Here is a 26,469-nt window from a genome sequence, read left to right on the forward strand (position 1 = left end):
CATAAAATTGTAGTAGTCATGAAAACAACCGGAAATACGTGCTGCTCTCCCGGTTGTTCCTGTTAATTTGTTTTACTTGGCTTTTTTAACTTTTGCATAAATGTATGTTAGTACAAATGGTACGACGAGTGCGATCCCCATCCCGATAAAGAATGATCCCCAGCTGCCTGGCAGAATTGATAGGAATCCTGGAATACCGCCGACACCAATAGATGATGCGCGGACTCCGGCAATCGTAATCACGATACCTGCAATTGCAGAACCGATCATTGCGAAAATGAACGGATAACGGAAGCGTAAGTTCACCCCGAACATCGCTGGTTCTGTAATTCCAAGGTAAGCGGATAATGCTGAAGTTCCAGCTAGTCCCTTAAGCTTTTCGTCACGTGATGCGACAAACATAGCAAGTGCAGCCGAACCTTGAGCGATATTAGATAGTGCAAGCATCGGCCATAAGAATGTGCCGCCTGTGTTTGAAATAAGCTGCAGATCGACCGCTAAGAACGTATGGTGCATTCCTGTTACAACGAGCAATGAATAGAAACCGCCATAGATCAATCCGCCTAACCAAGCAAAGTTATCAAAAATGGATACGAAAAAGTCCGTAACAGCATTACCGATTGAGAACGTGATCGGCCCGATAACGATAAATGCTAAAAATCCTGTAACTAATAGTGTAATCGGCGCTACTAATAAAAGCTGCAATGCATCAGGAATTCGCTTTTTCAAGAAAAGCTCTATTTTTGCAAGAACATAAGATGCGATTAATACTGGCAGAACTTGACCTTGGTAACCGACTTTTTCAATCGGAAGTCCGAATAGATTCCATGTTGGAATGTCTTTCGTCTTACCATAGTCCCATGCATTTAAAAGGTCTGGGTGGACAAGCATCAATCCAAGAACGATACCAAGTAATGGACTTCCGCCAAATTTCTTAACCGCTGACCAGCCGATCAGTCCTGGCAAAAATACAAATGCGGTGTTCGCGATTAAATTAATAATTCCAGCTAGATCTGCCCAGTTTTTATGAACATCTATAAATGATTTCTCATCATAAAAAATTCCTGGACCTGTAAGGATGTTGTTGATACCCATCAATAGACCTGCAGTGACGATGGCAGGAAGAATCGGGATAAAAATATCTGCAAGAGCTTTGATCGCTCGTTGAAGCGGATTAAGCTTCTTACTCGCTTCGTCTTTAATGTCTTCTTTAGAAGCTCGGCCGGTTCCTGTGATATCGATAAACTCGTTGTACACTTTATCAACCGTACCCTGACCGATTACGACTTGATATTGGCCGTTTGTGAAGAAAGATCCTTTTACTAGATCAATTTCCTCCAACGCTTTCTCGTCCACTTTCCCTTCATCTTTTAGCGCGAGACGCAGGCGAGTAACACAGTGCGTTGCTGCTGATATATTTTCTTTACCGCCAAGAGCTTCGACGATTTGTTCAGCTGATTCGCGAATTTTGCTCATAATGTTCCCTCCTAGAAACCGTTTCCATACAACGTGATAAAAAAAGTCTTATACCTCTGTACCCTTATTTATCATTTGATGAAAACTAGTTCTTTAATCAAATGTGTACAAGCGTTTACATAAAACACTTAACTTGTATATACATATCTTGAAATCAATTTAACCTGTATATACAAATAAGTCAATGGATACGTTTTCACTGGTGCGATTTACCTGTATTGGGTAATCCTCAACTTTTCCTTTTCCCTTTATCTTTTGCTATAATCTGTTACAGGTAGAGAAACGAGAATAAAGGAGATTTTAATGATGGCACCTAATAAAGCACTTACAATTGCAGGTTCGGATACAAGCGGCGGCGCTGGTATTCAAGCCGATTTAAAAACGTTCCAGGAGCTAGGCGTTTACGGGATGACCGCTTTAAATGTCGTGGTCGCTCAAGACCCGCACCGTGAATGGTTTCATGAAGTATTCATGCTTCCACTCGATCTTTTTAAAGCACAATTAGAAACAGTCGTATCCGGAATTGGTGTTGATGCACTTAAAACAGGTATGCTTGCTTCTGTTGAAGTGATCCAAACAACGGCTGAATTAATTGAGAAGCATAATCTTCAAAATGTAGTGGTTGATCCGGTTATGGTTTGTAAAGGTGCTGAGCCTCTTCACCCAGAACTTGCGAGCACACTTCAAAATGTACTCGTTCCTAAAGCAACAGTTGTTACGCCAAACCTTTTTGAAGCAGCACAGCTTGCTGGAATGGCACCAATCACAACGGTTGAACAAATGATGGAAGCTGCTCAAAAGATTCAAGCAAATGGAGCGAAATATGTAATCGTCAAAGGCGGCGGAAAATTAGACCATGAAAGTGCCGTTGACGTTTTATATGATGGAGAAGAATTCGAAGTACTAGAATCTGATAGAATTGAAACAACGTGGACGCACGGTGCCGGCTGCACATTCTCAGCAGCCATTACTGCTGAGCTTGCAAAAGGAAAACCTGCACGCGAGGCGATCCTCACTGCTAAAGACTTCATCACAGAAGCGATCGCAGCAGGTTTTGAATTAAACAAATACGTAGGACCAACTTGGCATGGCGCTTACCGCGAGAAATTAAACAAATAATTTATGGAGAGACTGATCTTGTTGATTAGTCTCTTTTTTATTTTTGTAGTAGGAAGATACATACACTACAAATTAGAAGCAATAGATGGGTAAGCCTCTAATGGTGTAAAAATTGGTTTTACTTTACTTCATTGACAAGTTGATTGGAGCGCAAGGTGCGAGACTCCTGCGGGACAAGCGGGCAGGTGAGACACTTAGAGTGAAACGTTCGAATGTGGCTCACCGCTTGCCCCGCGGAAAGCGAGCACCTGGAGTGGAAATCAACTACTTTCAAACAACAGAGAATAAACAAAACATAGGCATATCATACACGTTATTTTGAGTTTTGAATTATAATAAGTACATCTATTCTGCACAGGAGTGTGAAGGTATGCAGCTCATACAAGCCAATGAAGTCCAGAACACGCTGGATCAGCTTATTGGAAAAGAACTTTATCTACATTTAGAAACAACAAATGGTGCTTATGCCAATCACAATAACGATAGTGTCCTTACAGTTAACGCATATATCCGAAATGGAAAAGTGACCCCCTTGTCAGGAAAAATCATGGGCAACGGTCCCTTTAGAGTCGGCTTAAAAATCGAACTGGGATGGATTTATGCAGAAGGATTAACACACTGGGAAATTGATTCTGAAGGAAGGTTGCTGATGGCTGGCCATGATCAAGAAGGCCGTCTGGCAGTAGCTCTTCAGCTTAGCTCTACCCCATTTGATGTATAAGGAGGTTACATGATGAACGATCATTTATTAGTGATCTTCCCTCATCCAGACGATGAAGCTTTCGGGGTGTCGGGAACGATTGCTCAACATACAAAAAAAGGATTACCCGTTACCTACATCTGCTTAACCCTTGGTCAAATGGGAAGAAACATGGGAAATCCCCCGTTTGCCACACGTGAATCCCTCCCTCTTATTCGTCAAAAAGAACTGGAAGATGCTTGTGCGGCAGTAGGAATTGAAGATCTGCGGCAGTTCGGATTACGGGATAAGACGGTAGAATTTGAAGATGAAAAGTTCTTAGCGGACCAATTTTTATCCGTTATAGAAGAAGTGAAACCAGCAAGACTTATCACTTTTTATCCGGGGTACAGTGTTCACCCTGATCACGAAGCTACAGCAAGAGCTGTCGTTCGTGCCGTTAAGAGCATGCCGGAGCTGGAACGTCCTGAACTTTTATGCGTGGCTTTCGCAAAAAATTCTGAGGCGGAACTAGGTGCTCCACACATCGTAACGGATATCTCTGATGTATTTGAGGAAAAAATGAATTGCATTAAAGCGCATAGATCACAAACCCAATGGCTCGTTGATAGCGTAGAAAAAGATCCTGCTATGCTAGAATGGGTAAAAAACGAAAGATTTTGGCGTTATCCATTATAATTTCATCTTATAAGAACTCGATGTCCTCCCAAGGCTTTGAGTTCTTTTTTTAGTACAGATACTTGAATTTTCAAAAAATGTACAAATCCATGTGGCATTTTTCTCCTATTGTGGTATACTAATTGTAACAAATCGTTCACATTTTAGACGCTATTTCGTCAAAATTGTAAGCGCAAACAATACTTCAAGGGGTTGATTAGTAATGGATGTTTTTATGGTTTACTTATTCGTAGCGACTGCCACACCGCTATTTTTGTGGAATGATAGTCGTAAGTTAGCCTTATGGCAAACGCCGTTCATCGCCCTGTTATGGACTTACGTTGTGTTATTTATGGCTAATGACAGCTTAAGCTTATTCGTTCATAGTTTCTTCATCACAGTCTTCATTGCAAACGTCGTATTTGCTCATTACGCAGCATACATCGTATGGGGTCGTCCATATCTGGCGAAACGTAAAATGGAAAAAGCTAAATATTAATTATTAACGTTAATCCCCTCTTTTTCAGAGGGGTTTTTGCATTTTATGGAAAAATTATCTCTTGAAATTTCTTCGTATACATGGCTTTGCACCTTTCTGTCACCCTCTCACACCCTATGTTATAAATAACCCTCTTTTCTTCCGTTTTCTTCACTTTTTGCCCGTTTTCTACACTATCTCATCAAACCCTGTTGTGTTTAAATTTCACCATGTTATACTCGTTACCGTTGTATTTTTGACCGGAAAACAAATTTAACACTTAACAAAACAGGAGTGATTTTAACTAGATATGGATTTAAATAATTCAATGAATAAACGTATTGTAATTAAAATTGGATCTAGTTCTTTAACTAGCAGACTTGGAGATATCAGCAGACGAAAACTTGAACGACTAGTGGATGAAGTTGTGAAATTAAAAGATGATGGTCATGAAGTGTTACTTGTATCATCTGGTGCAGTTGCTGCTGGTTATAGACGATTAGGCTGTCTAAATCGACCAACTTCTTTAGCAGAAAAACAAGCAGCAGCTTCTATAGGACAAGGTCTTTTAATGGAAGCTTATTCTGAACGATTTGTTTCGCACGGATATACCGCATCACAGATTTTGATTACAAGAAGTGATTTTTCCGATCGTGACCGCTATCACAATGCTCGTAACACAATAAATGTACTTTTAGACCGTGGTATCATTCCGATCGTAAACGAAAATGACACTGTTACCGTTGAACGCTTGAAGTTTGGTGACAACGATACGCTTTCAGCAAAAGTTGCAGGTCTTGTTGATGCAGACCAGCTCATTATTCTATCTGATATTGACGGTCTGTATACAGAAGACCCTCGAAAAAATCCAGAAGCGAAGTTACTAACGAGAGTGAATGAAATCACACCAGAAATTGAAGAATCAGCAGGTGAACCAGGCAGTGAAGTGGGAACTGGCGGTATGCGTTCTAAAATCGATGCTGTAAAGATTGCCATGGCATCGGGTATCTCGTCATTCCTTGGCAATGCTACTTCAACAGGCATTATTCACGAGGCGGTCGAAGGTAATGCTCGTGGTACTTATTTTGTACCTGATAAAAACGAGTTCAACCTTGATACTAAGCGCCAATGGATTGCCTTTCACTCAGGTCCAGAAGGCGAGATTGTTGTCTCAAATAAAGCCAAACAAGGCATTGATGAACTTAAAAGCCTTTACCCTACTGGCATTCGTTATGTGAGCGGCCATTTCAAAAAAGGTTCTGTCGTTCGCATTAAGGACTTGGATGGAAATGAAGTTGGTCTTGGCGTTTCCAACTATTCGTCTAAGCAGCTGATTAAGATTAAAGGAATTTCAAGCCATGAATTGAACGATGTTGGTCCTGAAGAGGCGATCAACAATAACGATCTAGTCTGCCACACTCGTTTGGCAGTTCCTATTCATTAAGTTTGAGAAACTAAAATGGAATGATTTAAAAATTCAAGGAGGCGTTGGATGAGTACTTTTAATAGTACAACCAAACAAATTAACGTTAAGGATCAAGCAAAATTAGCACAGCAAGCTTCTAAAAAGCTAGCGCTGTTAAGTGAAAAAGAAAAGAACGAAGCATTATTAACGATTGCAGATATTTTAGAAAAAGAATCTGATTTTATCTTAAAAGAAAACAAAAAAGATTTGGATAACGGCGAGGATAAAGGCTTTTCTGAAGCCTTGATGGATCGTTTGCGATTAACCGAAAAGCGTGTGAAAGAATTTGCAGATGGCTTGCGTGAGGTTGTTGAGCTAAAGGATCCTGTTGGCGAGATTTTATCAGACTGGACACTGGATAACGGACTAAAAGTTGAACAAGTACGCGTTCCGCTAGGCGTTATCGGAATGATCTACGAGGCTCGTCCGAATGTAACAGTAGACGCAACGGGTTTAGCATTGAAATCAGGTAATGCGATCGTTCTGAAAGGCGGATCGAACGCGATTCACTCTAATTCCGCAATTGTGTCTGTTATTCATAAGGCATTGTCCGCAACAAAGATTCCTGAAGCAGCTGTACAATTTATCGCTTCTACCGATCGAGAAGCGGCGGGACAATTGTTTACGATGAAAGAACATATTGACGTGCTGATTCCTCGTGGCGGAGGTGCGCTCATCAAGACAGTGGTCGAAAATGCAACAGTTCCTGTTCTTGAGACAGGTGTGGGTAACTGTCACGTTTATGTGGATCAGTTTGCAGACGTGGAAAAGGCGCTGGCAATCATGGAAAACGCTAAAACCGACCGACCAGCAGTTTGTAATGCTGCAGAGACGTTTATTTTCCATGAAGCTTGGCTGGTGAAGAATGCTGCTAGAGTTCAGGAACTTTTTGAAAAGCACGGTATTGAAATACATGGTGATGAAAAAGCTGCAGAGGTATTGCCGGATGTGGTGCCGGCTAACGAAAAAGACTGGGCAGAAGAGTATTTAAGCTTAGCAGTTGCTGTTAAAGTGGTAAGTTCTGTTGAAGAGGCTATCTCTCATATCGAGCGTTATGGCACCAAGCACTCAGAAGCGATTGTGACTGAGAATGCAGAGAACGCTGTGCATTTCTTAAATCTTGTGGATGCAGCAGCTGTATACCATAATGCCTCGACCCGTTTTACAGACGGCTCAGCGCTCGGATTTGGAGCTGAGATCGGAATCTCTACACAGAAACTGCATGCCCGCGGACCGATGGGATTACCAGCATTAACGACGATTAAGTATAGAATGACTGGTGATGGACAGGTTAGGTAATGAGTTAGTAGGCAGTCCCTTTTGGGGCTGTCTTTTTTTGTATATTTTTGTAGAAACGGTGCAGGTAAATTAGCTAATGTGGAAGAATTTTTTTATATAAAGGAGGTCGTTTATGTTAATTAAAAATCGTACGAAATCTGTTAGGATTAAAAAGCTCGAGGTTATGCAGCGTAGAATTATTAGGCATCACCAAAGGTATTTATCGATAGAAGATGAGTTGAGTGGCAGATTAGCCGGACACTTCGGTGAGCAATCGAATGATTATTTTCTGAAACCTTTCCGGGAATTTTCCGTTGTCCATGATTTAAGGCTGTCAGCGCACGATAGTTATTTTCAAATTGACACCTTGCTCCTCTCCCCTCGTTACCTCGTGAACCTCGAAGTTAAGTACATTACCGGAACATTAGTTTTTGACCACCTCAACCAGGTCATCCGATTGAAGGATGACGGCACTGAAGAAGCTTTTAAAAATCCTATCTTTCAAGTGAAACGCCAGCAATCCCATTTGATCGAATGGATGGCGAAGAATCGTATACCTCCCATTCCCGTCCGTTCTCTAGTTGTGATGAGCAATCCTAGAACCATCATTAAGGCCCCTCCTTCGAATAAAGAAGTCCCTCAATATATTACGCATAGTCCTTATTTGCAGGAAAGAATTAAAGTCATAGATAAGATGTATGGAGAGGAAAAGTTAACGAAAAAAGAGGTTGGCAAACTGTCAAAGATGCTCGTTCGACATCATACTCCAGAAAACCCTGACTTACTAAAAAGGTATCAGATTGAAGAAGAAGATATTATCAAAGGCGTTTATTGTACTGAGTGCTTTTATATGCCTGTGGTGAGGAAGAAGGCTACTTGGCATTGTCCTAAATGTTCATATAAGTCTAAAGATCTTCACCTAAATACGCTTTCAGATTATGCTCTTTTATATGGTCAAAGCATCACTAATAAGCAATTTTGTGATTTTCTTTGTCTTTCATCCAGGCATACGGCCAAGAGGCTGCTTGATAATATGAATTTAACTCATACTGGAGGCTATAAAGGAAGAGTTTACACACTGCCATATCCCACCTGAAAATAATATTACGTTCACAAAATTTCCGAAACACACTTAAATTTCAGGAATCACTCGTAAACCTCTGGAATCGCTCGTAAACCTTAAAAATTGCTCGTAAACCTCAAGAATCGCTCGTAAACCTCAAGAATCGCTCGTAAACCTCAAGAATCGCTCGTAAACCTCAAGAATCGCTCGTAAACCTCTGGAATCGCTCGTAAACCTTAAAAATCGCTCGTAAACCCTAATTCTAAATCTAACTGACAAAATAATGAAGGCTCTCGTGCGACGAGAGCCTCATTTTCAAACAAAAAAACCTCCTGCCATCAATCCAGCAAGAGGTTTTTCAAATCATATCTTATTCATGACTTCCATGTTCACCAGAATCATGTTCACTTCCGCCACCATGAGAACCGTGATTTTCATGGTTCTCAGTCTTCGGGGCATGCTGATCTTTATCGTGCTTTGCGTGGCCTGCTGTCATTACCCAGACAGAACCGATCACGATAACGATCGCAACGAACGCTGCGAACAATATGTTACCGATCTGCACGCGGCTTGTGAGATTACTCTTTGTCGAGTTCTCTGTTACGTGCATGAACATTAACAGCTGCAGGGCAGCCTGTAGAAATGCAAACCCAAAAATAATAATGAGAATCCAAGTCAATGATAAATCAGTTTCAAGTGCGATCCATAATGCGAAAAGTGTAAGCACGATGGACAGCACGAATCCGATTAAGTGTTTCCACGGAAAACCGTGGTGTTCATTTGCTGCAGTTTTATTAGCCATGATGCGTCACCATCCCCATCAGATAAACGGCTGTGAAGATAAAGATCCACACTACGTCTAGGAAGTGCCAGTAAAGACTGGTGATGAAAACTTTTGCAGAAGTAGCTGGCGTAAGACCACGCTTAGCTACTTGAATCAAGACCATCGTTACCCAGAAGATACCGAACGTTACGTGAGCACCGTGAGTACCTACAAGAACGAAGAATCCTGACCATGCTGCACTCGTACCAATGTTTGCACCTTCATGAATGAAGTGTAAGAACTCTTGAATCTCGAAATAAAGGAACCCGAGACCAAGTCCGAGTGTTACGGCCATCCACGTGATCAAACCTTTAACATTGTGACGGCGCATCTCATGAACCGCAAGTCCGCAAGTGAAACTACTTGTTAGAAGCAAAAACGTCTGAATCAACAAACTCTTCACTTCAAATAGTTCACCTAGAGCAGGTCCGTCTGCGATACGATGTGTTAAAACCATATACGTTGCAAATAATGTTGCAAATAACGCAATTTCTGCCCCTAGGAAAATCCAGAAACCGAGAATGTTTAGACGCCCAATCTCCGAACGATACTCTAAAGGCGTGTTGGGGTCGTGTGTTTCTGCATGTGCCATTTTTTCACGCCTCCTTATTTAGAAATCTTTTCTGTTTCAATAATCTCTTCAACACTTACATAATACCCGTCATCATACTCGAATGAACGGTAGATCAATGTTCCGAATACACCGATCAATCCAACGATCGCCATCCACATCCAGTCGAATACCATACCGAATCCGGCAACGAAGAAGAATGATGCCATGATGAACGGTACACCAGAGTTGCTAGGCATATGAATCGGTTTAAGTTCATTAGCTGTTAACTTCTCAACTTTTCCTGCTTGCTTTTGTCTCCAGAAGTGGTCAAGACCTGTTACCTCCGGGATTTTAGCAAAGTTATAGAAAGGAGGCATTGCTGATGGAGTAGACCATTCAAGCGTACGGCCATCCCAAGCGTCTCCAGTTAATTCACGCTTCGCAAAACGGAAGCTGTAGTACATGTTGTAAACAAGAACTAAGAAGGCAATACCCATCATGAATCCACCGATTGTAGATACCATGTTTAATGGGCCCCAGCCAGACTCTTCACTGTACGTGTAAACACGACGTGGCATACCGTCTAGACCAAGGAAGTATTGCGGGAAGAAACATACGTTAAATCCGATTGTGAAAATCCAGAATACCCATTTACCGATACGTTCGTTCAGCTTGTAGCCAAACATTTTCGGATACCAGTAGATTAAACCAGCGAAACAAGCAAATACTGTACCAGCGATCAACACATAGTGGAAGTGAGATACTAGGAAGTATGTGTTGTGGTACTGATAGTCAGCAGCTGCCATGGCAAGCATGACACCTGTAACCCCACCGATTACGAAGTTCACGATAAATCCGAGTGACCAAAGCATCGGTGTCGTAAATTGAATCTTACCTCTGTACATTGTGAACAGCCAGTTAAATATTTTAACCCCTGTCGGAATACCGATCGCCATCGTAGTGATAGAGAATACAGAGTTAACAAGTGCTCCTGAACCCATCGTAAAGAAGTGATGGACCCAAACCAAGAAGCTGTATCCTGCGATTAAAAGCATAGACCAGATCATGGCTTTGTAACCGAATAACGTTTTTCTAGAGAACGTAGAAATAATCTCAGAGAACATACCGAACGCCGGAAGTATTACGATATATACCTCTGGGTGACCCCATAGCCAGAAAAGGTTCGCCCAAAGCATATCCATTCCTGCTCCTTGCAGAGTGAAGAAATGGCTTCCGAATAAACGGTCAAATGTCATAAGTGCTAGTGCAACAGTAAGAATCGGGAAAGCGAAGATAATGATAACCATTGTTACAAGTGATGACCAAGTAAACATTGGCATACGGAACAATGTCATTCCCGGTGCACGCATCTTAAGGATCGTAACTAAGAAGTTAATACCCGTTAAGAGTGTACCGATACCTGCAATCTGCAGACCGAGCAGATAGTAGTTCTGTCCTGGCCCTGGGCTCAACTCGTTACTCGCAAGCGGCATGTAACTCGTCCAGCCTGCTGATGGAGAACCACCGATAACGAATGAGATGTTAAATAACATCGCACCGATAAAGAACGTCCAGAAACTAACTGCGTTTAAATAAGGATAAGCTACGTCACGTGCCCCGATCTGTAATGGAACAACGACGTTAATCAAACCAATCAAGAACGGCATCGCCATGAAGATAATCATGATCGTACCGTGTGTTGTAAAGATTTCGTTATAGTGCTGTGAATCGAGGAACTTCGCCTCTGGAACCGCGAGCTGCGTACGCATTAATAGTGCATCGACACCACCACGGAACAACATAAGCACAGCGGAAACGATATACATAATACCGAGTTTTTTGTGGTCAACCGTTGTTAGCCATTCGTCCCACAACCATTTCCACTTTTTATATTTAGTAAGATAGAACAGGATACCCACCATCGTTAGTACGATGGATACGTCAGCACCATAAATCATCGGGTCGCCTGTTACGAAAAATTCATCCCATTTCATATTGAAATGCCTCCTCTGTTAATGGGCATGAGAATCCCCATGAGACTCTGATTCTTCTTGCTTCTTCATCTCTTCTTCACGCTTTTTCTTTTCTTCCTTCGCTGCTCTTGAGTGAGGAATCTTCTCTTCATAACCTAAACGTTCGCGAGCATCTAACGCGTATTCTGCATTTTTAGAGTGGTCTACCCAATCTAGATGAGTTGAAGAGAAAGTCATTTCTTTCACGTGACCAGGAAGCATCAGCTTGTCGTACTGGCCCTTTGTAAGTTCTGGAGCTTCAGCTTTTGTTTCACTCGCCCATTTTTCAAACTCTGCATCAGACATAGCCATAACATCAAACGTATGATCAGTGAACCCTTCTCCTGTAAAGTTGGAGTTACGTCCTTCATACGTGCCTTGCTCGTCAGCTTGCAGATAAAGCTCTGTCTCCATGCCAGCCATCGCATACTTTTGGCCACCTAATTGAGGAACCCAAAAAGATGCCATAGAATCTGCAGAAGTCAGTTTGAACAAAACAGGCCGATCTTCAGGAATATGAAGATAGTTAACTGTTTCAATATCTTGCTCTGGATATGTGAATACCCATTTCCAGTTTACAGATGTTGCATGAATCACCAATGGCTTTTGATCTTTCGACTCCTCAGGAGGTCCTTCTAGAGAGTAGATACTCTTAACCGTCGGAATCGATAATGCAATAACGATAATAATCGGAATGATCCACCAAATCGTTTCAAGAAGATGACTTCCTTCGTTATCAGGATCATAGCCTTTATGATTTTTACGATCACGATATTTATAAACAATAAAAGCAGTAAGTGCGTAAACAACTAGCAGGATAAATAACATAAACCAGATAGAATACATGATGAGATCCTTCTGTTCTTCTCCTACAGGTCCTTTTGGATCTAAAACAATCATATCGCTGCAGCCGCTTAGCATAAACACGGCCATCATTAACCCGAATGGTAAAAACGGCTTCAACCGTCGCATCACCAGGTCCACCTTCCTTTCTCTATTTACAAGCATTTAATTTGCCTAATAAAAACGAACCAAAAGTGATTATAATGGATTGTGAATTAAATCACAATGGATATCATAGGCAAAATCAAAATGACAGAAAACCTTTGCCCTCATAGTACCAGAAACCTAGTAAATGTGACCGGCTCCCTAACAAATGTCACGATTACTTCAAATAAAGCTCACAACTTTATCACAGTTTTGCCATAGAATGTTCACTAATATGGAAGAGCCTTCATGAGCTGGAAAAGAATCTTGTGCTATTTGAAAGTTCAGTTTTTAATTTTTACCCTTAAAACCTCCAATTCACACCTTCATATGAAAAATTTACAAATAAAAAACGACCCTGCCAGAGAGGCAAGATCGTTTCATTTACTGGCTAAGCACTTACTTCGACTTGGTTTTCGCTGTCGTTGTAAACGTCTGTGTCTAATTGCTTCTGAACTTTACTTGTTAAAAGACCTGACGTCATCGCACCACTTACGTTAACTGCAGTACGGCCCATATCGATAAGCGGTTCAACAGAGATCAAAAGACCTGCTAAGGCAATTGGAAGATCCATCGCAGACAACACGAGGATTGCTGCAAACGTAGCTCCGCCCCCAACACCAGCAACACCAAATGAACTAAGCGCCACAACTACAACGAGCGTCAATAAGAATGATGGTGACAATGGATCGATTCCAACAGTCGGTGCAATCATAACCGCAAGCATCGCAGGATAGATTCCAGCACACCCGTTTTGACCGATTGAAAGGCCGAACGAACCTGAGAAGTTTGCGATTCCATCAGGTACACCCATGCTCTTTTGTGTACGGATGTTTAATGGAAGTGCCCCGGCACTAGTACGAGAAGTAAAGGCAAACGATAGAACTGGGAATGCCTTTTTCATATACGTTACTGGACTTAAACCAGCGAACGTTATTAATAATAAGTGAATTCCGAACATGATCAATAGCGCGACATATGAGGCGATAACGAATTTACCAAGCTTGGCGATCGCACCCATATCACTAAGTGCTACCGTTTTCGTCATTAATGCAAGTACTCCGTATGGTGTTAAACGAAGAATCAATGTTACAACACGCATAATTACAGAATAGAAGGCATCAACAATCTTAGCAAACAATTCTGCATGTTCTTCTTGTTTACGCTTTACCCCTAAATATGCAACTCCAAGGAATGCTGCAAAGATTACGACTGCAATCGTTGATGTCGGACGAGCTCCTGTAAAATCTAAAAACGGATTCGCTGGTAATAATGAAAGAATCTGCTGCGGAAGCGTTAAGTCTTTTACTTCTGCAAAAGTACCTTCCATTTGTTCACCACGTGCTGTTTCCGCATCACCTTGTTCAATCTGAACAGCTTCCAGATCAAAAGCAACGGATGTAGCAATACCGACAACTGCCGCAATAGCTGTTGTTCCGATTAAGATTGCGATAATCAATCCGCTAAGTTTTCCGATGTTCCCTTTTAAGTTCAATCGTGTGAACGCTGAAAGGATCGAGATAAACACAAGCGGCATTACGATCATTTTTAAGAACGTTACATACCCTCCACCAACTAAGTTGAACCAGTCAGTAGATTTAGCAGCTACCTCTGAATCAGCTCCATAACCGTACTGAAGTCCAAGGCCAAAAAGTATCCCTAATCCAAGACCCGTAAACACACGTTTTGAGAAAGAAACGTGCTTTTTTTGCATGTAATACAAAACACCTAAAAGAATAAGCATAATAGCAATGTTCGATAAAACTAAGTAAGTAGTCACCTACAAGTCCCCCCTTTAGTTAACTAAAATAAATTAATACAATAAAACCTATATGTCAAGTAGGAATTACTGCGGGATTACTTTTAGCCTCCACCTCCTCACACAAAAAAAAGACAAGCTTTCAAATAAAATAAGCAAGTCATTAGTGTGTTTATGCTCGGTTCACAAGAAGAAATATTTAGTTGTGATTAGATATATTCACCTTCAAATCAATTTATGCTTGTTTTTGTAGCAAATTCCTATGAGCAGGTGCTAAAATTTGGATATAGGTTATTTAAAACTGGAGGTAACTCATATGAAAAAGGTTCTATTGTTTGTCTATGATTCTTTTGCAGAATTTGAAGTAGCTATTTTAAATACGTGCTTGAGCGGATCAGAATATGAACTTGTTACATGCTCTCCTAACTCTTCCATCCATACAGTCACATCAGCAGGAAAGCTTAAAATCAAACCTGATCTAACGGTAAACGAAGTCAAAACAGATGATTATTCCGCTCTGATTATCCCTGGAGGTACACCATTTCCTTTTCTCGAAAATTCGATGGTTACAGAAATGATCCGTGCTTTTTTTGATAAAGGCAAGCTGATTGGCGCAATCTGTGGAGGACCTGCCCTGCTAGGTGCAGCTGGTATTCTAAATCATATCCAATATACAGCTTCTCTTACTGAAGATGACTCACGCTATACATCTGTTATGAACTGGAGCAATAAATGTGAAGAACATCTCGTGCTTGACCAAAATGTAATCACAGCAACAGGTTCAAACTATATCCAATTCGCTGAAGAAGTTTTACGCCAGCTTAACGTTTTTCCTGCCGGCACAGAGAATCCGCTTGAATATTTTAAAGTGCCAACAATGTTCTAACGCTTATTTGCTGTCAGATCCTTAATTTCTTTTAAAACAGGCATGATGTTCATGTCTTCCTCACTCACTTCATCCCAAACGATCCCTGTTGGCTTAGGATAAGGAGAACACGTTTCGATCAACCCTTTTTCCGTAGCAATCCAGTCGACTGTTAAATCAAAAACATCAACAGGGATTTCATCTTCCACGAGCTGTGCACTTTGAATCGAAGTGATCACTGGCACTTCTTTATTGCCGAGCTCCCGAATGATTGCATACTCCCTGTCAGCGTATCCTTCTCCCTTTCCAAGCCGTCTGCCATCACGATGAATCACCACCGAACCGACAACAATCAAATCAATTTCTGGCATTTGCGATAGAGGCAAAACTCTTCCATAATTCAAAATGCTCGAAAGACTCGCTGCTTTTCTTTCCTCCCCTTTCGGAACCCACTCTGGTTTTACTTGAATGAAGCCGTCTTTTAAACGAGGGGTTGGAACGAGAAGCATTTTTCCGTCTTTTAAAATTTGCGCTCGAAGTGGCAGCTGCGGCGAATCTGGATTCACCTTGATCACATTTGCTTCTTTATACAGTTTCATTTCTGTTATATACCTCGCAGCCGCCTCTGCCCCTTTAAAATTAGGTATACGATTCGTTAAGGGAAACGGAAATCTTCCTAATTTTTCTTCAGTCAGCTTATTCCACACTTTTTGCCTGATTTCATGTTTTGTTTCCATTTAATGAACTCCTTTTATAATCAGGATAAAAGTCACTACTTAAAAGAAGGACTATTTTCCTGTATAGCGTAATAAATTGAAGGTAGGTATTTATTCATACATATTAAAAGGGGGAAAATGGATGACTCTTTATGGCGCACTCGTATTGCTGCATGTCTTGGCCGCCATTGTCGGCTTAGGTGCAAGCTTTGCCATGCCAGTCGTTACAAAATTTGCTAAAACGGCCAGTCAGGCACGCTATGCACTCGAGGTAAACACTAAGATTGAAACATTGCCGAAGATTGGCAGCTTAACACTTCTTGCGACTGGACTTTTATTAGGTTATTTAAATACTTCATTATTTAGCGAAGTATGGTACATCGCTTCATTGGTTATTTATGTATTAGCACAAGTTCTTGTTATTGGTATTATTCCTAAGAAACAAAAGCAGATGAGTGAAATTCTTGGTTCTCATGAAGGTGATGATCTTCCAGATTCATATCGTTCGGTCGATAAGCAACTCGATCCTTACGTATATTCTTTGCACGGTTTAGCTGTCTTACTTATTATTTTAATGGTGGTAAAACCTTTTTAATCTTCATAATCAGCTCTTCTCTTGGACACAATATGGTGTAAAGAGATGAGGAGTGAAAAACATGGCACGCGGAAAATCCTTTGAACACAAAAAACAAGGACATCCAGGAAGATTTCCTGATAATACACTGCAAAACAGACTCGTTGCGAAAAGCGACGAAACAGATTCAGTAAATCTTGCTACAAAAGAAGCATTTAAAAACCGAACTGGTGAGCAGGAATAAATAATTTGCACAGCACTCTTGGAAAATCTTCCATGGGTGCTTTTTCTTTTTCCGATTCGGCACGCACCTATTGAGTTCCTTCCCCATTCAATACTATAATCAAGAGGGTACAAATTACTGACAGAAAAGGTGTTATATAGATGAGTATTCTAACGGTACAAGGCTTGAGCCATGGTTTTGGCGACAGAGCGATCTTTAATGATGTGTCTTTCCGTCTTTTAAAAGGAGAACACATCGGTTTAATCGGTGCGAATGGTGAAGGTAAATCAACCTTTATGAATATAATTACAGGAAAATTAAAGCCTGATGAGGGTAAAGTTGAGTGGGCTAAAAAAGTGCGTGTAGGATACTTGGATCAGCACACGGTCCTCCAAAAAGGAATGTCTATTCGTGACGTGTTAAAGAGCGCGTTTCAATACTTGCTCGACATGGAAACTGAGATGAACAGCATGTACGAAAAAATGGGTGAAGTAACACCTGAAGAGCTTGAAAAGCTGCTTGAAGACGTTGGTGTAATTCAAGATACACTAACAAACAATGACTTTTACGTAATTGATGCGAAAGTTGAAGAAATTGCACGCGGACTAGGTCTTGATGATATCGGTTTAGACCGTGACGTTCACGACCTGAGCGGTGGACAGCGAACAAAGGTCTTGCTCGCTAAGCTTTTATTAGAAAAGCCAGAAATTCTATTGCTGGATGAGCCAACAAACTATTTGGATGAACAGCATATCGAGTGGCTGAAACGCTATCTCCAAGAATACGAAAATGCGTTTATTTTGATCTCGCATGATATTCCATTCTTAAACAGCGTTATTAACTTGATCTACCACATGGAAAATCAAGAGCTGAACCGCTATGTCGGTGACTATGATCACTTCAAATCCGTACATGAGATGAAAAAGTCTCAACTGGAAGCAGCGTTTAAACGCCAGCAGCAAGAAATTGCTGGGTTGAAGGATTTCGTTGCACGTAATAAAGCACGTGTTTCCACTCGAAACATGGCGATGTCTCGACAAAAGAAACTTGATAAAATGGATGTTATTGAACTTGCTAAAGAAAAACCAAAGCCAGAGTTCAACTTCAAAGAAGCGCGTACTCCAAGCAAGCTGATCTTTGAAACAAAAGATCTCATTATCGGTTATGATGAGCCATTGTCAAAACCGCTGAACTTGCGCATGGAGCGCGGTCAAAAAATTGCTTTAGTCGGTGCGAACGGTATCGGTAAAACAACATTGCTCCGCAGCATCCTAGGTGAAATCAAGCCCGTTTCGGGATCGGTTGAGCGCGGCGAAAACCTGGAGATCGGATACTTCGAGCAAGAAGTGAAATCTGCAAACTATAACACATGTATTGAAGAAATTTGGAGTGAGTTTCCTGGATTCTCTCATCATGAAGTACGCGCTGCTCTCGCGAAGTGCGGTCTAACGACAAAACACATCGAGAGTAAAGTTGAAGTGCTTAGCGGTGGAGAAAAAGCGAAGGTTCGTTTATGTAAGCTGATCAACCATGAAAATAACGTATTAGTACTGGATGAGCCGACGAACCACTTGGACGTTGAGGCAAAAGATGAGTTAATGCGCGCGTTGAAAGCATTCAAAGGCAGCGTCCTTTTGATCTCCCATGAACCTGAATTTTATAAAGAAGTAGCTAACGACGTCTGGAATTGTGAAAGCTGGACGACTAAGGTGTTTTAATTCTGAGACCCTCACTATTTGGTGGGGGTTTTTATTTGGGAAGCGGTAAGGTGTATGTGGCAGCCTTAGTAGTACCAATTGGAGGAATATCCATAGAAATCATCAATTTTTTTAAACTTGTTCTCGAATCAATATGCAGAAATTCTCTTAATTCTTTATTCTTTGCGGTCTCGCCAAATAAAAGTGCATAATCTTGTATCGCTTTTATATGAGCACCTTTTGATTTATTCTGACAAGATGTACAGAACCAATTTCCATGCGTTCGTATCATAGCGAATTTTTTGCATAACGGACACTCAACGCCTGTAATTATTTCGTTTTTTTGTATTTTGAAGGATTTCAAAATGTCTACATTGTTCGGAGTATGGTCTTTCATAATTTGTTTTGATAATTTTTTTACGTCTTTTTTAAATAATGTAAAATCAGCTGAATGATTGGAGTACTCATTCAATTTTTTAGCTAATTCATTTCCTCGAATAATCTTATTCGCTTTTGTTCCGTATTTGGGTGAAATTCTAATGAAAGATTTTGGGTTTGTAACAACTACGAAGGTTTGAATGGGGACTTTCGGAAACTTATATTGTACCAACCATTTTGAAAAGTGCAGTTTTTGTAATTCGACCTGGTTTACAGGATCAGAGAAAGTATCGTCCACACCATCTTTTGTTCGAATAATTTGATCAAACTGGTGATCAAAGTAAAGGTTGCCAATTAAGTTCTTCACTTCTAAGAGCACAAAAAAATTAGGATGCACTACCAAACAATCGATTTGAAAAAAGTATTTATGATGTTCATCCCTAGGGAGACGAATATCATGAAAAATATGATAGTCTTTTCCCACAAGACCATTAAGGTAGTAATCCAAGGAGGCCTCACCTTTATAGCCCGCAAAATTCTTTGCATATTCTGCTTCAAAATCCTGCCGCCTTTTATGACTTAAAGATGTCCTCTCTAGCAATACCTCAAGTTTTAGCAGTTTTAGCGATTTGGAACGATTTTTAATAATCAATTAATCACCTCTTTTGGTATGAATAACAATTTACTATGCTTTCGCCATAATTCCACAATATTCCTGTTTGTCGCTAAAAACTTTTTTATCTATTTATAGAGTGGATTGAGTCTGATATGAGATTATTGAGTCTATTCTGAAGTTATTGAGTCTATTTTTAATTTATTGAGTCTAAATGAGATTTATTGAGTCTTTCGACAAAGGGGACTGCATTCAGGTTGAGAGTTACTCGGCCACGGCCGAGTTTCCTCATAAAAAACACCCCTCGCCTTCAAGCAAGAGGTGTCCACTTAACCAACTACACTAACAAAATCAACTATTCAACTCTTCAACCAAAAGCGAAAGCTCTTCCCACCGCTCCATCGCAGCTTCCAGCTCGCTCTCTATTTTTTTCTGCTCTTCCATAAGTTCGCTGATCTTGCCGAAATCACTGCCTGCTGCAACAATTGCAGCTTCAATCTGTTCTTTTTTCTCTTCTAAGGTCATGATGCGGTCTTCAATCGTATCCCAATCTTGCTGCTCTTTATACGAAAGCTTTTTCTTCTTTTCTTTGCGCGGTGATAAAGGGGCATCATCCACTACAGCTGCTTCTTTCTTCACAGCCGCCGCCTCTTCATCCCGCTCTTTTTTCTCTTCCATATAATCCGAATAGCTTCCTTGAAACCTGACAACTTTTCCAGCCCCTTCAAAAGCAAGCAGGTGATCTACGACGCGATCTAAAAAATAGCGGTCATGGGAAACTGTCAACACGACTCCAGGGAAATTTTCTAAGTATTCTTCAAGAATGCCCAAAGTTTGAATATCCAGGTCGTTCGTTGGCTCGTCCAAAAACAGAACATTCGGCTCTTCCATTAAAACTTTTAGCATATACAGACGGCGCTTTTCTCCACCCGAAAGTTTGCGGATATACGTATATTGCATATAGCGTGGGAAAAGGAAGCGTTCTAGCATCTGTTCGGCTGTAATCGTCTGTCCATCAACGGTTGTGATGATCTGTGCTGTTTCTTTTATATAATCGACAACTCGTAGATTTCCGTCCAGCTCTTCATGATCTTGTGTGTAATAGCCGATCTTAACCGTTTCCCCGACTTCGACTGAACCTGCGTCTGGTGTCGTTCTTCCAGCTAACATATTCAATAATGTAGTTTTTCCGCTTCCGTTCGGTCCAATAATCCCAAGACGTTCACCAGGAACAATCAAATAATCCAGATTCCTAACAAGCTCTTTTCCGTCTAAGCTCTTACTCAGTCCGTCAACTTCTATCACTTTTTTCCCAAGACGCTGTGAACCGATCGCAAATTCTACAGACCCTTTTGCTGCTGGTCCTGTTTCTTCTTGCAGACTTTCCACGCGCTGAATTCTAGCTTTTTGCTTTGTCGTTCGTGCTTTTGCACCACGGCGGAGCCAAGCTAACTCTCGTCGAAGCGTGTTCTGCCTTTTATCTTCATTCTGCAGGGCAATCTCTTCGCGTTCAGCCTTTTTCTCTAAATATGTTTCGTAGTTGCCTTCATAGACATAGAGCTTACCGTTATCGAGTTCAAAAATGTGGTTCGTTACGCGGTTTAGGAAATAACGGTCATGGGTAACCATTAGTAGCGCACCTTTGTAGTTTCCTAAGAATGTTTCCAGCCATTCGACCGTCTCATTATCCAGATGGTTCGTCGGCTCGTCCAAAATCAGCAGATCTGCCGGCTGAATCAGTGCTTTTGCAATAGCAACCCGTTTCTTTTGCCCACCGCTTAAATGCTTAACTTGCCGTGAAAAATTACGCAGACCAAGCTTTGTTAACACCGTTTTTGCAACAGTATTGGCTTCCCATGCCTCATTCCCATCCATTTTTTGCTGGCTGTTCATCAAACGCTTCAGCTTCTTTTCATTTGATGGATCTGATTCCAAATCAATAAGGGCTTGCTCGTATTCACGCATCGTTTTCATAATGAGTGAATCTCCATAATAGATCTGCTCTAATACAGAAAGCTCTTCATTTAATTCAGGCTCCTGTGCCACATACTCAATCTGAAACGTATTGGCATGAGAGAGCGTTCCGCGTTCAGCTGGTTCGATTTCTGCTAAAGCTTTTAATAATGACGACTTGCCCGTTCCGTTCGGTCCGATCAAACCGATTCTTTGTTTGTCATTGATTGAAAAAGAAATATTATCAAAAAGTGTTTTTTCACCGTATGTTTTATATAAATTTTCTACTAATAAGATACTCAAAACAATATCATTCCTTAGGTCAAAGTCTTTATTTCTATTGTAGCTTAACCCTGTCAGAATAGCATCTTTCCCATATCATTTGGGTTTTTTCTTCATTTTTGTTATAGTGATAAACATGTTCTGAAAAGGAGTGGGCACGTTTTTGCTCAAAACGGATGCCGCTATTTTCAATTAATTAATCGGCTTTGCTTTTTTCTTGTTGTTGATACTGGATAAGCAAAACACCCAGTAAGATTTTATTGCGTATTTCTACCGCGCTTTTGACTTCAAGTTTTTCCACGCAAGCTCTTTTTTGCACAAAAAAGCTCAAGTTTTTTCAACCTGCCAACTTTTTCATAAACAAGTCATCCGTTGAGCAAACTAACATGACCCATTTCATGAAAAAAGAAAAGGAGAGAAATTTTTACATGCAAACAGGAGTTATTATTTCTTTAGTTATTTACATGGCCGGTATGCTTTACATAGGCTACTGGGCTTACAAAAAAACATCTGATTTGAATGATTACATGTTAGGCGGCAGAGGACTTGGTCCCGCTGTAACCGCACTATCAGCTGGTGCCTCTGATATGAGTGGCTGGATGATGATGGGTATCCCGGGTGCGATGTTTACTGATGGGATCAGCAGTATCTGGATCGCTGTCGGATTAACTGTTGGTGCTTACTTAAACTATATTTTAGTAGCCCCTCGCCTTCGAACGTATACGGAAGTAGCTGATGATTCGATCACAATTCCTGACTATCTCGAAAACCGATTTAACGATACGCAGAAAATCTTACGTATCGTATCAGGGCTCGTTATCATTATCTTCTTTACTCTCTATGCATCCGCTGGACTAGTATCAGGCGGAAAACTATTTGAAAGTGCATTCGGTACAACTTATCTAACAGGTATGCTTATTACAGTTGGGGTAGTTGTAGCTTATACACTGTTTGGTGGATTCTTGGCAGTGAGTTGGACAGATTTTGTTCAAGGCTGTATCATGTTCATCGCTTTAATTTTAGTACCCGTTGTTGCCTTTACTGACATTGGTGACACACAAACGTTAATTGATACGGTTCGCGGAGTTGATCCTTCACTTCTACAAGTAACAAAAGGGCTTACAACTCTTGGACTTATCTCCTTACTTGCTTGGGGATTAGGATATTTCGGTCAGCCGCACATTATCGTTCGTTTTATGGCGATTACATCTGTTAAAGATATTAAAACAGCAAGAAGAATCGGTATGAGTTGGATGATTATCTCTCTTATCGGTGCATCTCTAACAGGATTGATTGGTGTAGCTTGGTTTGCTAGAGAAGGAAGAGAACTTGCTGATCCTGAAACAGTATTTATCGAATTTGCGAATCTGTTATTCCACCCGTTAATTACTGGTTTCTTATTAGCTGCGATACTAGCTGCAATCATGAGTACGATCTCATCTCAGCTGTTGGTTACTTCTTCTTCTGTAACAGAAGACTTTTATAAGCAATTCCTTAAGAAAGATGCATCTCAAAAGGAACTAGTGATGATTGGCCGAGTCGCCGTTTTAGTGGTAGCTGTTATCGCCGTATTATTATCATTAAACCCTAGTGACACAATCCTTAGCCTAGTTGGTTATGCTTGGGCTGGATTCGGTTCGGCATTTGGACCACTCGTTCTGCTAAGTCTGTTCTGGAAGAAGATGACGAAGTGGGGAGCTCTAGCAGGTATCGTCGTTGGTGCTGTTACAGTACTAACTTGGGTACAGTTCCCTGACTTAAAAGAACAAGTATACGAAATGATTCCAGGATTCTTCTTAAGCTTAATTGCAATTATTATCGTAAGCTTACTGACGAAAAATCCTTCTAGAAAAGTACAAAACCAATTTGATGACATGGAAGAAACATTAGATGATTTAAAATAAGGAAAACAAAAAGCGTTCCTGCAAAAACAGGAGCGCTTTTTTATGATTTCTTAACCAGCCGTTTTGTTTTAGCAAGTTCTTCAATACTCTCAGCACCAATCCCAAACATGGCAGCTTTGAACTCAAATTCAATTCGTTCCAATTGCACGAGCAATGCATCAGCGTCTTTTTCTACTGCTGAATGTAAGAGCAATCGCCCAAACCCTGCAAGATTTGCCCCTAATGCAATTGATTTTGCCGCATCAACACCGTGCTTTAATCCACCGCTCGCGACCAGCGGAATATTCTTATTCTCATTCCGAACGGCAACAATACTTTCGGCAGTTGGAATGCCCCAATCCAAAAAGGCCTTTGCTGCTTCTTTTCTTATGTCATCTTTTGAACGGAAACTCTCCACTTGGATCCATGATGTTCCGCCTGCTCCAGCAACATCAATAAACTGAACCCCAGCTGATATAAGTCTCTCAGCAGTTTCTTGATCAATTCCCATTCCTACTTCTTTTACACCAACCGGTACATGTAAAGAACGCGAGATTTTTTCTATTTTAGAAAGCAGATTGGAGAAGTTCGTATCTCCTTCTGGCTGGAAAACTTCCTGCAAGGTATTCAAGTGCAATACAAGAAAATCGGCTTCCGCCATCTCGACTGCTTTTTTACACTGTGCTAATCCAAAGTCATAATTGAGCTGAACAGCACCAATATTCGCGATAATTGGTACATCAGGCGCCCATTTGCGAACTTGAAACGTAAAGCCAAGATCCTCATTCTCCACTGCAGCTCTCATTGAACCTAGGCCGATTGCCCACCCTTTTTCTTGAGCAGCCATTGCTAGATTCCGATTGATCTTATAGGCAGTTTCAGTTCCGCCTGTCATCGAACTGATTAAGAAAGGTGTACGCAGCTTTTTATCTAAAAAGGCAGCCGAAAGAGAAATCTCGTCAAAAGAAAGTTCAGGCAATGCATTCGAAACAAAGCGATATTCCTCTAAACCAGTTGTAATGTTTTTGCCTTCAACGTCTTCATTTAAACTAATATGAATATGTTCTGTTTTTCGCTTTTCTGTAAGGTCCTTCGAATGATCCAACTTATCCAACACCTCTCCTCCTTTTTCGTTCAAGCGATCTATATTTCAAGGTTAGGATCCGAATCAATCTAAACCTGTTGTATCTCTGGATAAATATAAATGGAAGGTTAAACAAAATCGCATAGACAATCATGATGTTTCCAATCCACACAGGATTCCATAAGAAAAATAATAAGGCAGGCGGCATGGAAAGCCAGTGCGTCAATTCAGCACGACGAGTTTCCGCTAAAAATTGAGATAAATATTCAGCAGAATCCTTCTCTAGGGTTTTCTTTGCAAAACCTCCACGATAAAAATCACCACCATCTGGCAGGATGGTTTTCCATTTGCGTATTCCTAACGTTTCATACTTTTGTCCGTTTCTTTCCCATTTAAAAGGTGAGTCCCATTTCCGCTCTATTGTTAAATAGGAAAACGGGATTTTGTGTATGATATATGCCACACTTAAATGAAGAACTAGCCAGGCAAAAATATTAATCACAATCGTCCAAAACGGCGAAAGTTCAACCAGCATCTACACATCTCCTTTTTCTGAAACGGAAATTTCTCTTCCCTTCCACTTTACTTCTTTTTTTATCGCACTCAAAACAAAAGACCAAACGTACACCATCGAAAAGAATAAAAAGTGTACAGGGTGCCATAATGCCGTCAGAAATGTAAACGTACCCACTCTCCGCATCAATAGCTTAATTTGAATCATATAGAGTATATAAAAGATGCACCAAACAACGACTTCACTAAATTCTTGAAAAACTAAAAATGGCAGCTGAAGAGTTAAACTGATTCCTCCCGTGATCCAAGCTACAGACAATATCAGAGGCATCAAAGGCGTTTTAGATGAACCTAGCGCAAAACTTTTACACCATCCATAAAACAAGGATTTCAGCCCTTCTGGATACATTCGAAAATAAACAGCATCATACCCTGCAAAACAAGTAACCTTAACCTGCTGTGACAAAGCAACCCTTCCCATTTCCATATGTTCAAGAACCTGATGTTTAATTCCTTCGTGCCCTCCAATTTTCGTGTAGGTTTCTCGATCAATCAGGAGACAAGGGCCAAACGCACCAGCAGGTTTTTTACGAAACAATGTAAAGCTTTGCATAGCCGCCATCACGATCATGTTAAAGAGAGAAGAAAGTCTTTCTGAAGCAGAGTTCATTTGGTGATAAGGCTGAACACTAATAATGCCGCCTCTTGATTCCCATTCGCTGCATAAACGTTCTATTGCGTCTTTTTCCAGTGTAAGATCCGCATCTAAAAATAACAAAAGATCTCCAGATGAATGGTTTGCTCCGTTCCAGCAAGCCCAAGGTTTACCTAGCCACCCACTCGGAAGAAAATCAGGCTTTACTACAGTTACTCCCGACTCTCGTGCAACCTCTTCTGTCCTATCTTCAGAATCATCATTAACAACAATAATTTCATGAAGCTTCACACTTTGGTTCAATAAAGAAGGCAATAAATTTCTCAAGTTTGCCTCCTCATTCCGAGCGGGAATAATAACCGAAACAGACTGGGATCGTCTGGGAGTACTTAAGGTTAGGACACGGATATTCATAAGCATGCACCACCCACAAAGCCACATGATTGACAAATATATAATGGTTGAAAACATGTCGACTGTCTCCTTTTTTAAACCTTTTATTTACAGCTTGGGCTTTGTATTCTTTTTTCAAACAATTCTTGAAAAAAGAGGAATATCCAACTTCAGTCAAGAACTGAAAACTAAAGGAATTTTTACATGATGTGCTTATTAAGTGTCCAATAATTTTACAACCGTTGTACATAAACTATACAATACAGATGA

At 40.7% G+C, this 26,469-nt stretch carries 25 protein-coding genes; 13 read left to right on the top strand and 12 right to left on the bottom strand.

What is annotated here, in order from left to right; translation table 11 throughout:
* Positions 1-72: 72 nt before the first annotated feature.
* The gene (gene treP, locus QUF49_RS18625; RefSeq protein ID WP_289497179.1) at positions 73-1,476 is read right to left on the bottom strand and encodes a PTS system trehalose-specific EIIBC component; all 1,404 of its coding nucleotides are present in this window, start codon (positions 1,474-1,476) and stop codon (positions 73-75) included.
* Positions 1,477-1,782: 306 nt separating this feature from the next.
* Between treP and pdxK the strand changes: the two genes are divergently transcribed.
* The 8 genes from pdxK to QUF49_RS18665 all read left to right on the top strand — a co-directional run bounded on the left by pdxK (position 1,783) and on the right by QUF49_RS18665 (position 8,269).
* Positions 1,783-2,595 carry a pyridoxine/pyridoxal/pyridoxamine kinase gene (gene pdxK / locus QUF49_RS18630; RefSeq protein WP_289497701.1) on the top strand — a complete coding sequence of 271 codons (813 nt, stop codon included), beginning with the start codon at positions 1,783-1,785 and terminating at the stop codon, positions 2,593-2,595.
* 139 nt (positions 2,596-2,734) lie between these two features.
* Complete coding sequence (locus tag QUF49_RS18635; protein WP_289497180.1) at positions 2,735-2,917, top strand: hypothetical protein; 183 nt, start codon at positions 2,735-2,737, stop codon at positions 2,915-2,917.
* A gap of 48 nt (positions 2,918-2,965) precedes the next feature.
* A complete protein-coding gene (locus QUF49_RS18640; RefSeq protein WP_289497181.1) occupies positions 2,966-3,316 on the top strand; it encodes a YojF family protein in 351 nt (116 codons plus the stop codon).
* Between the two features lie 9 nt (positions 3,317-3,325).
* Positions 3,326-3,973, top strand: a complete 648-nt coding sequence (gene bshB2, locus QUF49_RS18645) for a bacillithiol biosynthesis deacetylase BshB2 (RefSeq protein WP_289497182.1) — start codon at positions 3,326-3,328, stop codon at positions 3,971-3,973.
* Positions 3,974-4,175: 202 nt separating this feature from the next.
* Complete coding sequence (locus QUF49_RS18650) at positions 4,176-4,451, top strand: spore morphogenesis/germination protein YwcE (RefSeq protein ID WP_066243203.1); 276 nt, start codon at positions 4,176-4,178, stop codon at positions 4,449-4,451.
* Between the two features lie 289 nt (positions 4,452-4,740).
* Positions 4,741-5,874: a glutamate 5-kinase gene (gene proB / locus QUF49_RS18655; RefSeq protein WP_425590479.1), complete on the top strand. Its 1,134-nt coding sequence runs from the start codon at positions 4,741-4,743 to the stop codon at positions 5,872-5,874.
* Positions 5,875-5,922: 48 nt separating this feature from the next.
* Positions 5,923-7,194, top strand: a complete 1,272-nt coding sequence (locus QUF49_RS18660) for a glutamate-5-semialdehyde dehydrogenase (RefSeq protein WP_289497184.1) — start codon at positions 5,923-5,925, stop codon at positions 7,192-7,194.
* 112 nt (positions 7,195-7,306) lie between these two features.
* A complete protein-coding gene (locus QUF49_RS18665) occupies positions 7,307-8,269 on the top strand; it encodes a nuclease-related domain-containing protein (RefSeq protein WP_289497186.1) in 963 nt (320 codons plus the stop codon).
* Positions 8,270-8,606: 337 nt separating this feature from the next.
* Here the strand turns inward: QUF49_RS18665 and qoxD are convergent, their stop codons facing one another.
* The 5 genes from qoxD to QUF49_RS18690 form a co-directional block, all read right to left on the bottom strand.
* The gene (qoxD, locus tag QUF49_RS18670) at positions 8,607-9,038 is read right to left on the bottom strand and encodes a cytochrome aa3 quinol oxidase subunit IV (RefSeq protein WP_289497187.1); all 432 of its coding nucleotides are present in this window, start codon (positions 9,036-9,038) and stop codon (positions 8,607-8,609) included.
* Positions 9,031-9,651, bottom strand: coding sequence for a cytochrome aa3 quinol oxidase subunit III (gene qoxC, locus QUF49_RS18675; protein ID WP_289497188.1), 621 nt, complete (start codon positions 9,649-9,651; stop codon positions 9,031-9,033). Before qoxC ends, qoxD begins: the two co-directional genes overlap by 8 nt.
* Positions 9,652-9,665: 14 nt before the next feature.
* Positions 9,666-11,606: a cytochrome aa3 quinol oxidase subunit I gene (gene qoxB / locus QUF49_RS18680; RefSeq protein WP_289497189.1), complete on the bottom strand. Its 1,941-nt coding sequence runs from the start codon at positions 11,604-11,606 to the stop codon at positions 9,666-9,668.
* 18 nt (positions 11,607-11,624) lie between these two features.
* Entirely contained in the window at positions 11,625-12,599 is a 975-nt protein-coding gene (gene qoxA / locus QUF49_RS18685) for a cytochrome aa3 quinol oxidase subunit II (RefSeq protein ID WP_289497190.1), read from the bottom strand.
* A gap of 403 nt (positions 12,600-13,002) precedes the next feature.
* Positions 13,003-14,355: an L-cystine transporter gene (locus QUF49_RS18690; protein WP_289497702.1), complete on the bottom strand. Its 1,353-nt coding sequence runs from the start codon at positions 14,353-14,355 to the stop codon at positions 13,003-13,005.
* Between the two features lie 331 nt (positions 14,356-14,686).
* Between QUF49_RS18690 and QUF49_RS18695 the strand changes: the two genes are divergently transcribed.
* Complete coding sequence (locus QUF49_RS18695; RefSeq protein ID WP_289497191.1) at positions 14,687-15,256, top strand: DJ-1/PfpI family protein; 570 nt, start codon at positions 14,687-14,689, stop codon at positions 15,254-15,256.
* Here QUF49_RS18695 and QUF49_RS18700 read toward each other — a convergent pair.
* The gene (locus tag QUF49_RS18700) at positions 15,253-15,972 is read right to left on the bottom strand and encodes a 5-formyltetrahydrofolate cyclo-ligase (protein ID WP_289497192.1); all 720 of its coding nucleotides are present in this window, start codon (positions 15,970-15,972) and stop codon (positions 15,253-15,255) included. The two genes, QUF49_RS18695 and QUF49_RS18700, sit on opposite strands and share 4 nt — an antisense overlap.
* Before the next feature lie 121 nt (positions 15,973-16,093).
* Between QUF49_RS18700 and QUF49_RS18705 the strand changes: the two genes are divergently transcribed.
* The 3 genes from QUF49_RS18705 (at position 16,094) to QUF49_RS18715 (ending at position 18,466) form a co-directional block, all read left to right on the top strand.
* Positions 16,094-16,546: a DUF2269 family protein gene (locus tag QUF49_RS18705; RefSeq protein ID WP_289497193.1), complete on the top strand. Its 453-nt coding sequence runs from the start codon at positions 16,094-16,096 to the stop codon at positions 16,544-16,546.
* A 61-nt stretch (positions 16,547-16,607) separates the two neighbouring features.
* The gene (locus QUF49_RS18710; protein ID WP_289497194.1) at positions 16,608-16,769 is read left to right on the top strand and encodes a hypothetical protein; all 162 of its coding nucleotides are present in this window, start codon (positions 16,608-16,610) and stop codon (positions 16,767-16,769) included.
* A 140-nt stretch (positions 16,770-16,909) separates the two neighbouring features.
* Positions 16,910-18,466 carry an ABC-F family ATP-binding cassette domain-containing protein gene (locus QUF49_RS18715; RefSeq protein ID WP_289497195.1) on the top strand — a complete coding sequence of 519 codons (1,557 nt, stop codon included), beginning with the start codon at positions 16,910-16,912 and terminating at the stop codon, positions 18,464-18,466.
* Between the two features lie 31 nt (positions 18,467-18,497).
* Here the strand turns inward: QUF49_RS18715 and QUF49_RS18720 are convergent, their stop codons facing one another.
* Complete coding sequence (locus QUF49_RS18720) at positions 18,498-19,475, bottom strand: nuclease-related domain-containing protein (protein ID WP_289497196.1); 978 nt, start codon at positions 19,473-19,475, stop codon at positions 18,498-18,500.
* 312 nt (positions 19,476-19,787) lie between these two features.
* Complete coding sequence (locus QUF49_RS18725) at positions 19,788-21,692, bottom strand: ABC-F family ATP-binding cassette domain-containing protein (protein ID WP_289497197.1); 1,905 nt, start codon at positions 21,690-21,692, stop codon at positions 19,788-19,790.
* Between the two features lie 407 nt (positions 21,693-22,099).
* Here QUF49_RS18725 and putP point away from each other — a divergent pair, with 407 nt between their 5' ends.
* Positions 22,100-23,575, top strand: a complete 1,476-nt coding sequence (gene putP, locus QUF49_RS18730) for a sodium/proline symporter PutP (RefSeq protein WP_289497198.1) — start codon at positions 22,100-22,102, stop codon at positions 23,573-23,575.
* A gap of 40 nt (positions 23,576-23,615) precedes the next feature.
* On the opposite strand, the gene fni is transcribed toward putP, so the two are convergent.
* From fni to QUF49_RS18745, 3 genes are read right to left on the bottom strand one after another with little or no spacing between them, the layout of a single operon-like run.
* A complete protein-coding gene (fni, locus tag QUF49_RS18735; protein WP_425590480.1) occupies positions 23,616-24,671 on the bottom strand; it encodes a type 2 isopentenyl-diphosphate Delta-isomerase in 1,056 nt (351 codons plus the stop codon).
* Positions 24,661-25,173, bottom strand: coding sequence for a glycosyl-4,4'-diaponeurosporenoate acyltransferase (locus tag QUF49_RS18740; RefSeq protein ID WP_289497201.1), 513 nt, complete (start codon positions 25,171-25,173; stop codon positions 24,661-24,663). The genes fni and QUF49_RS18740 overlap by 11 nt, the downstream gene beginning before the upstream one ends.
* On the bottom strand, positions 25,174-26,277 hold the full coding sequence (locus QUF49_RS18745) for a glycosyltransferase (RefSeq protein ID WP_353958321.1): 1,104 nt from the start codon (positions 26,275-26,277) through the stop codon (positions 25,174-25,176).
* Between the last annotated feature and the right edge of the window lie 192 nt (positions 26,278-26,469).

Origin of the sequence: Fictibacillus sp. b24, assembly GCF_030348825.1 — a bacterium.
Classification (GTDB): domain Bacteria; phylum Bacillota; class Bacilli; order Bacillales; family Fictibacillaceae; genus Fictibacillus.

Coding starts and splice junctions, on each gene's coding strand:
- treP (WP_289497179.1), bottom strand. CDS start 1,476: ATGAGCAAAATTCGCGAATCAGCTGAACAAATCGTCGAAGCTCTTGGC.
- pdxK (WP_289497701.1), top strand. CDS start 1,783: ATGGCACCTAATAAAGCACTTACAATTGCAGGTTCGGATACAAGCGGC.
- QUF49_RS18640 (WP_289497181.1), top strand. CDS start 2,966: ATGCAGCTCATACAAGCCAATGAAGTCCAGAACACGCTGGATCAGCTT.
- bshB2 (WP_289497182.1), top strand. CDS start 3,326: ATGATGAACGATCATTTATTAGTGATCTTCCCTCATCCAGACGATGAA.
- QUF49_RS18650 (WP_066243203.1), top strand. CDS start 4,176: ATGGATGTTTTTATGGTTTACTTATTCGTAGCGACTGCCACACCGCTA.
- proB (WP_425590479.1), top strand. CDS start 4,741: ATGGATTTAAATAATTCAATGAATAAACGTATTGTAATTAAAATTGGA.
- QUF49_RS18660 (WP_289497184.1), top strand. CDS start 5,923: ATGAGTACTTTTAATAGTACAACCAAACAAATTAACGTTAAGGATCAA.
- QUF49_RS18665 (WP_289497186.1), top strand. CDS start 7,307: ATGTTAATTAAAAATCGTACGAAATCTGTTAGGATTAAAAAGCTCGAG.
- qoxD (WP_289497187.1), bottom strand. CDS start 9,038: ATGGCTAATAAAACTGCAGCAAATGAACACCACGGTTTTCCGTGGAAA.
- qoxC (WP_289497188.1), bottom strand. CDS start 9,651: ATGGCACATGCAGAAACACACGACCCCAACACGCCTTTAGAGTATCGT.
- qoxB (WP_289497189.1), bottom strand. CDS start 11,606: ATGAAATGGGATGAATTTTTCGTAACAGGCGACCCGATGATTTATGGT.
- QUF49_RS18690 (WP_289497702.1), bottom strand. CDS start 14,355: ATGCTTATTCTTTTAGGTGTTTTGTATTACATGCAAAAAAAGCACGTT.
- QUF49_RS18695 (WP_289497191.1), top strand. CDS start 14,687: ATGAAAAAGGTTCTATTGTTTGTCTATGATTCTTTTGCAGAATTTGAA.
- QUF49_RS18700 (WP_289497192.1), bottom strand. CDS start 15,972: ATGGAAACAAAACATGAAATCAGGCAAAAAGTGTGGAATAAGCTGACT.
- QUF49_RS18705 (WP_289497193.1), top strand. CDS start 16,094: ATGACTCTTTATGGCGCACTCGTATTGCTGCATGTCTTGGCCGCCATT.
- QUF49_RS18710 (WP_289497194.1), top strand. CDS start 16,608: ATGGCACGCGGAAAATCCTTTGAACACAAAAAACAAGGACATCCAGGA.
- QUF49_RS18715 (WP_289497195.1), top strand. CDS start 16,910: ATGAGTATTCTAACGGTACAAGGCTTGAGCCATGGTTTTGGCGACAGA.
- putP (WP_289497198.1), top strand. CDS start 22,100: ATGCAAACAGGAGTTATTATTTCTTTAGTTATTTACATGGCCGGTATG.
- QUF49_RS18740 (WP_289497201.1), bottom strand. CDS start 25,173: ATGCTGGTTGAACTTTCGCCGTTTTGGACGATTGTGATTAATATTTTT.
- QUF49_RS18745 (WP_353958321.1), bottom strand. CDS start 26,277: ATGTTTTCAACCATTATATATTTGTCAATCATGTGGCTTTGTGGGTGG.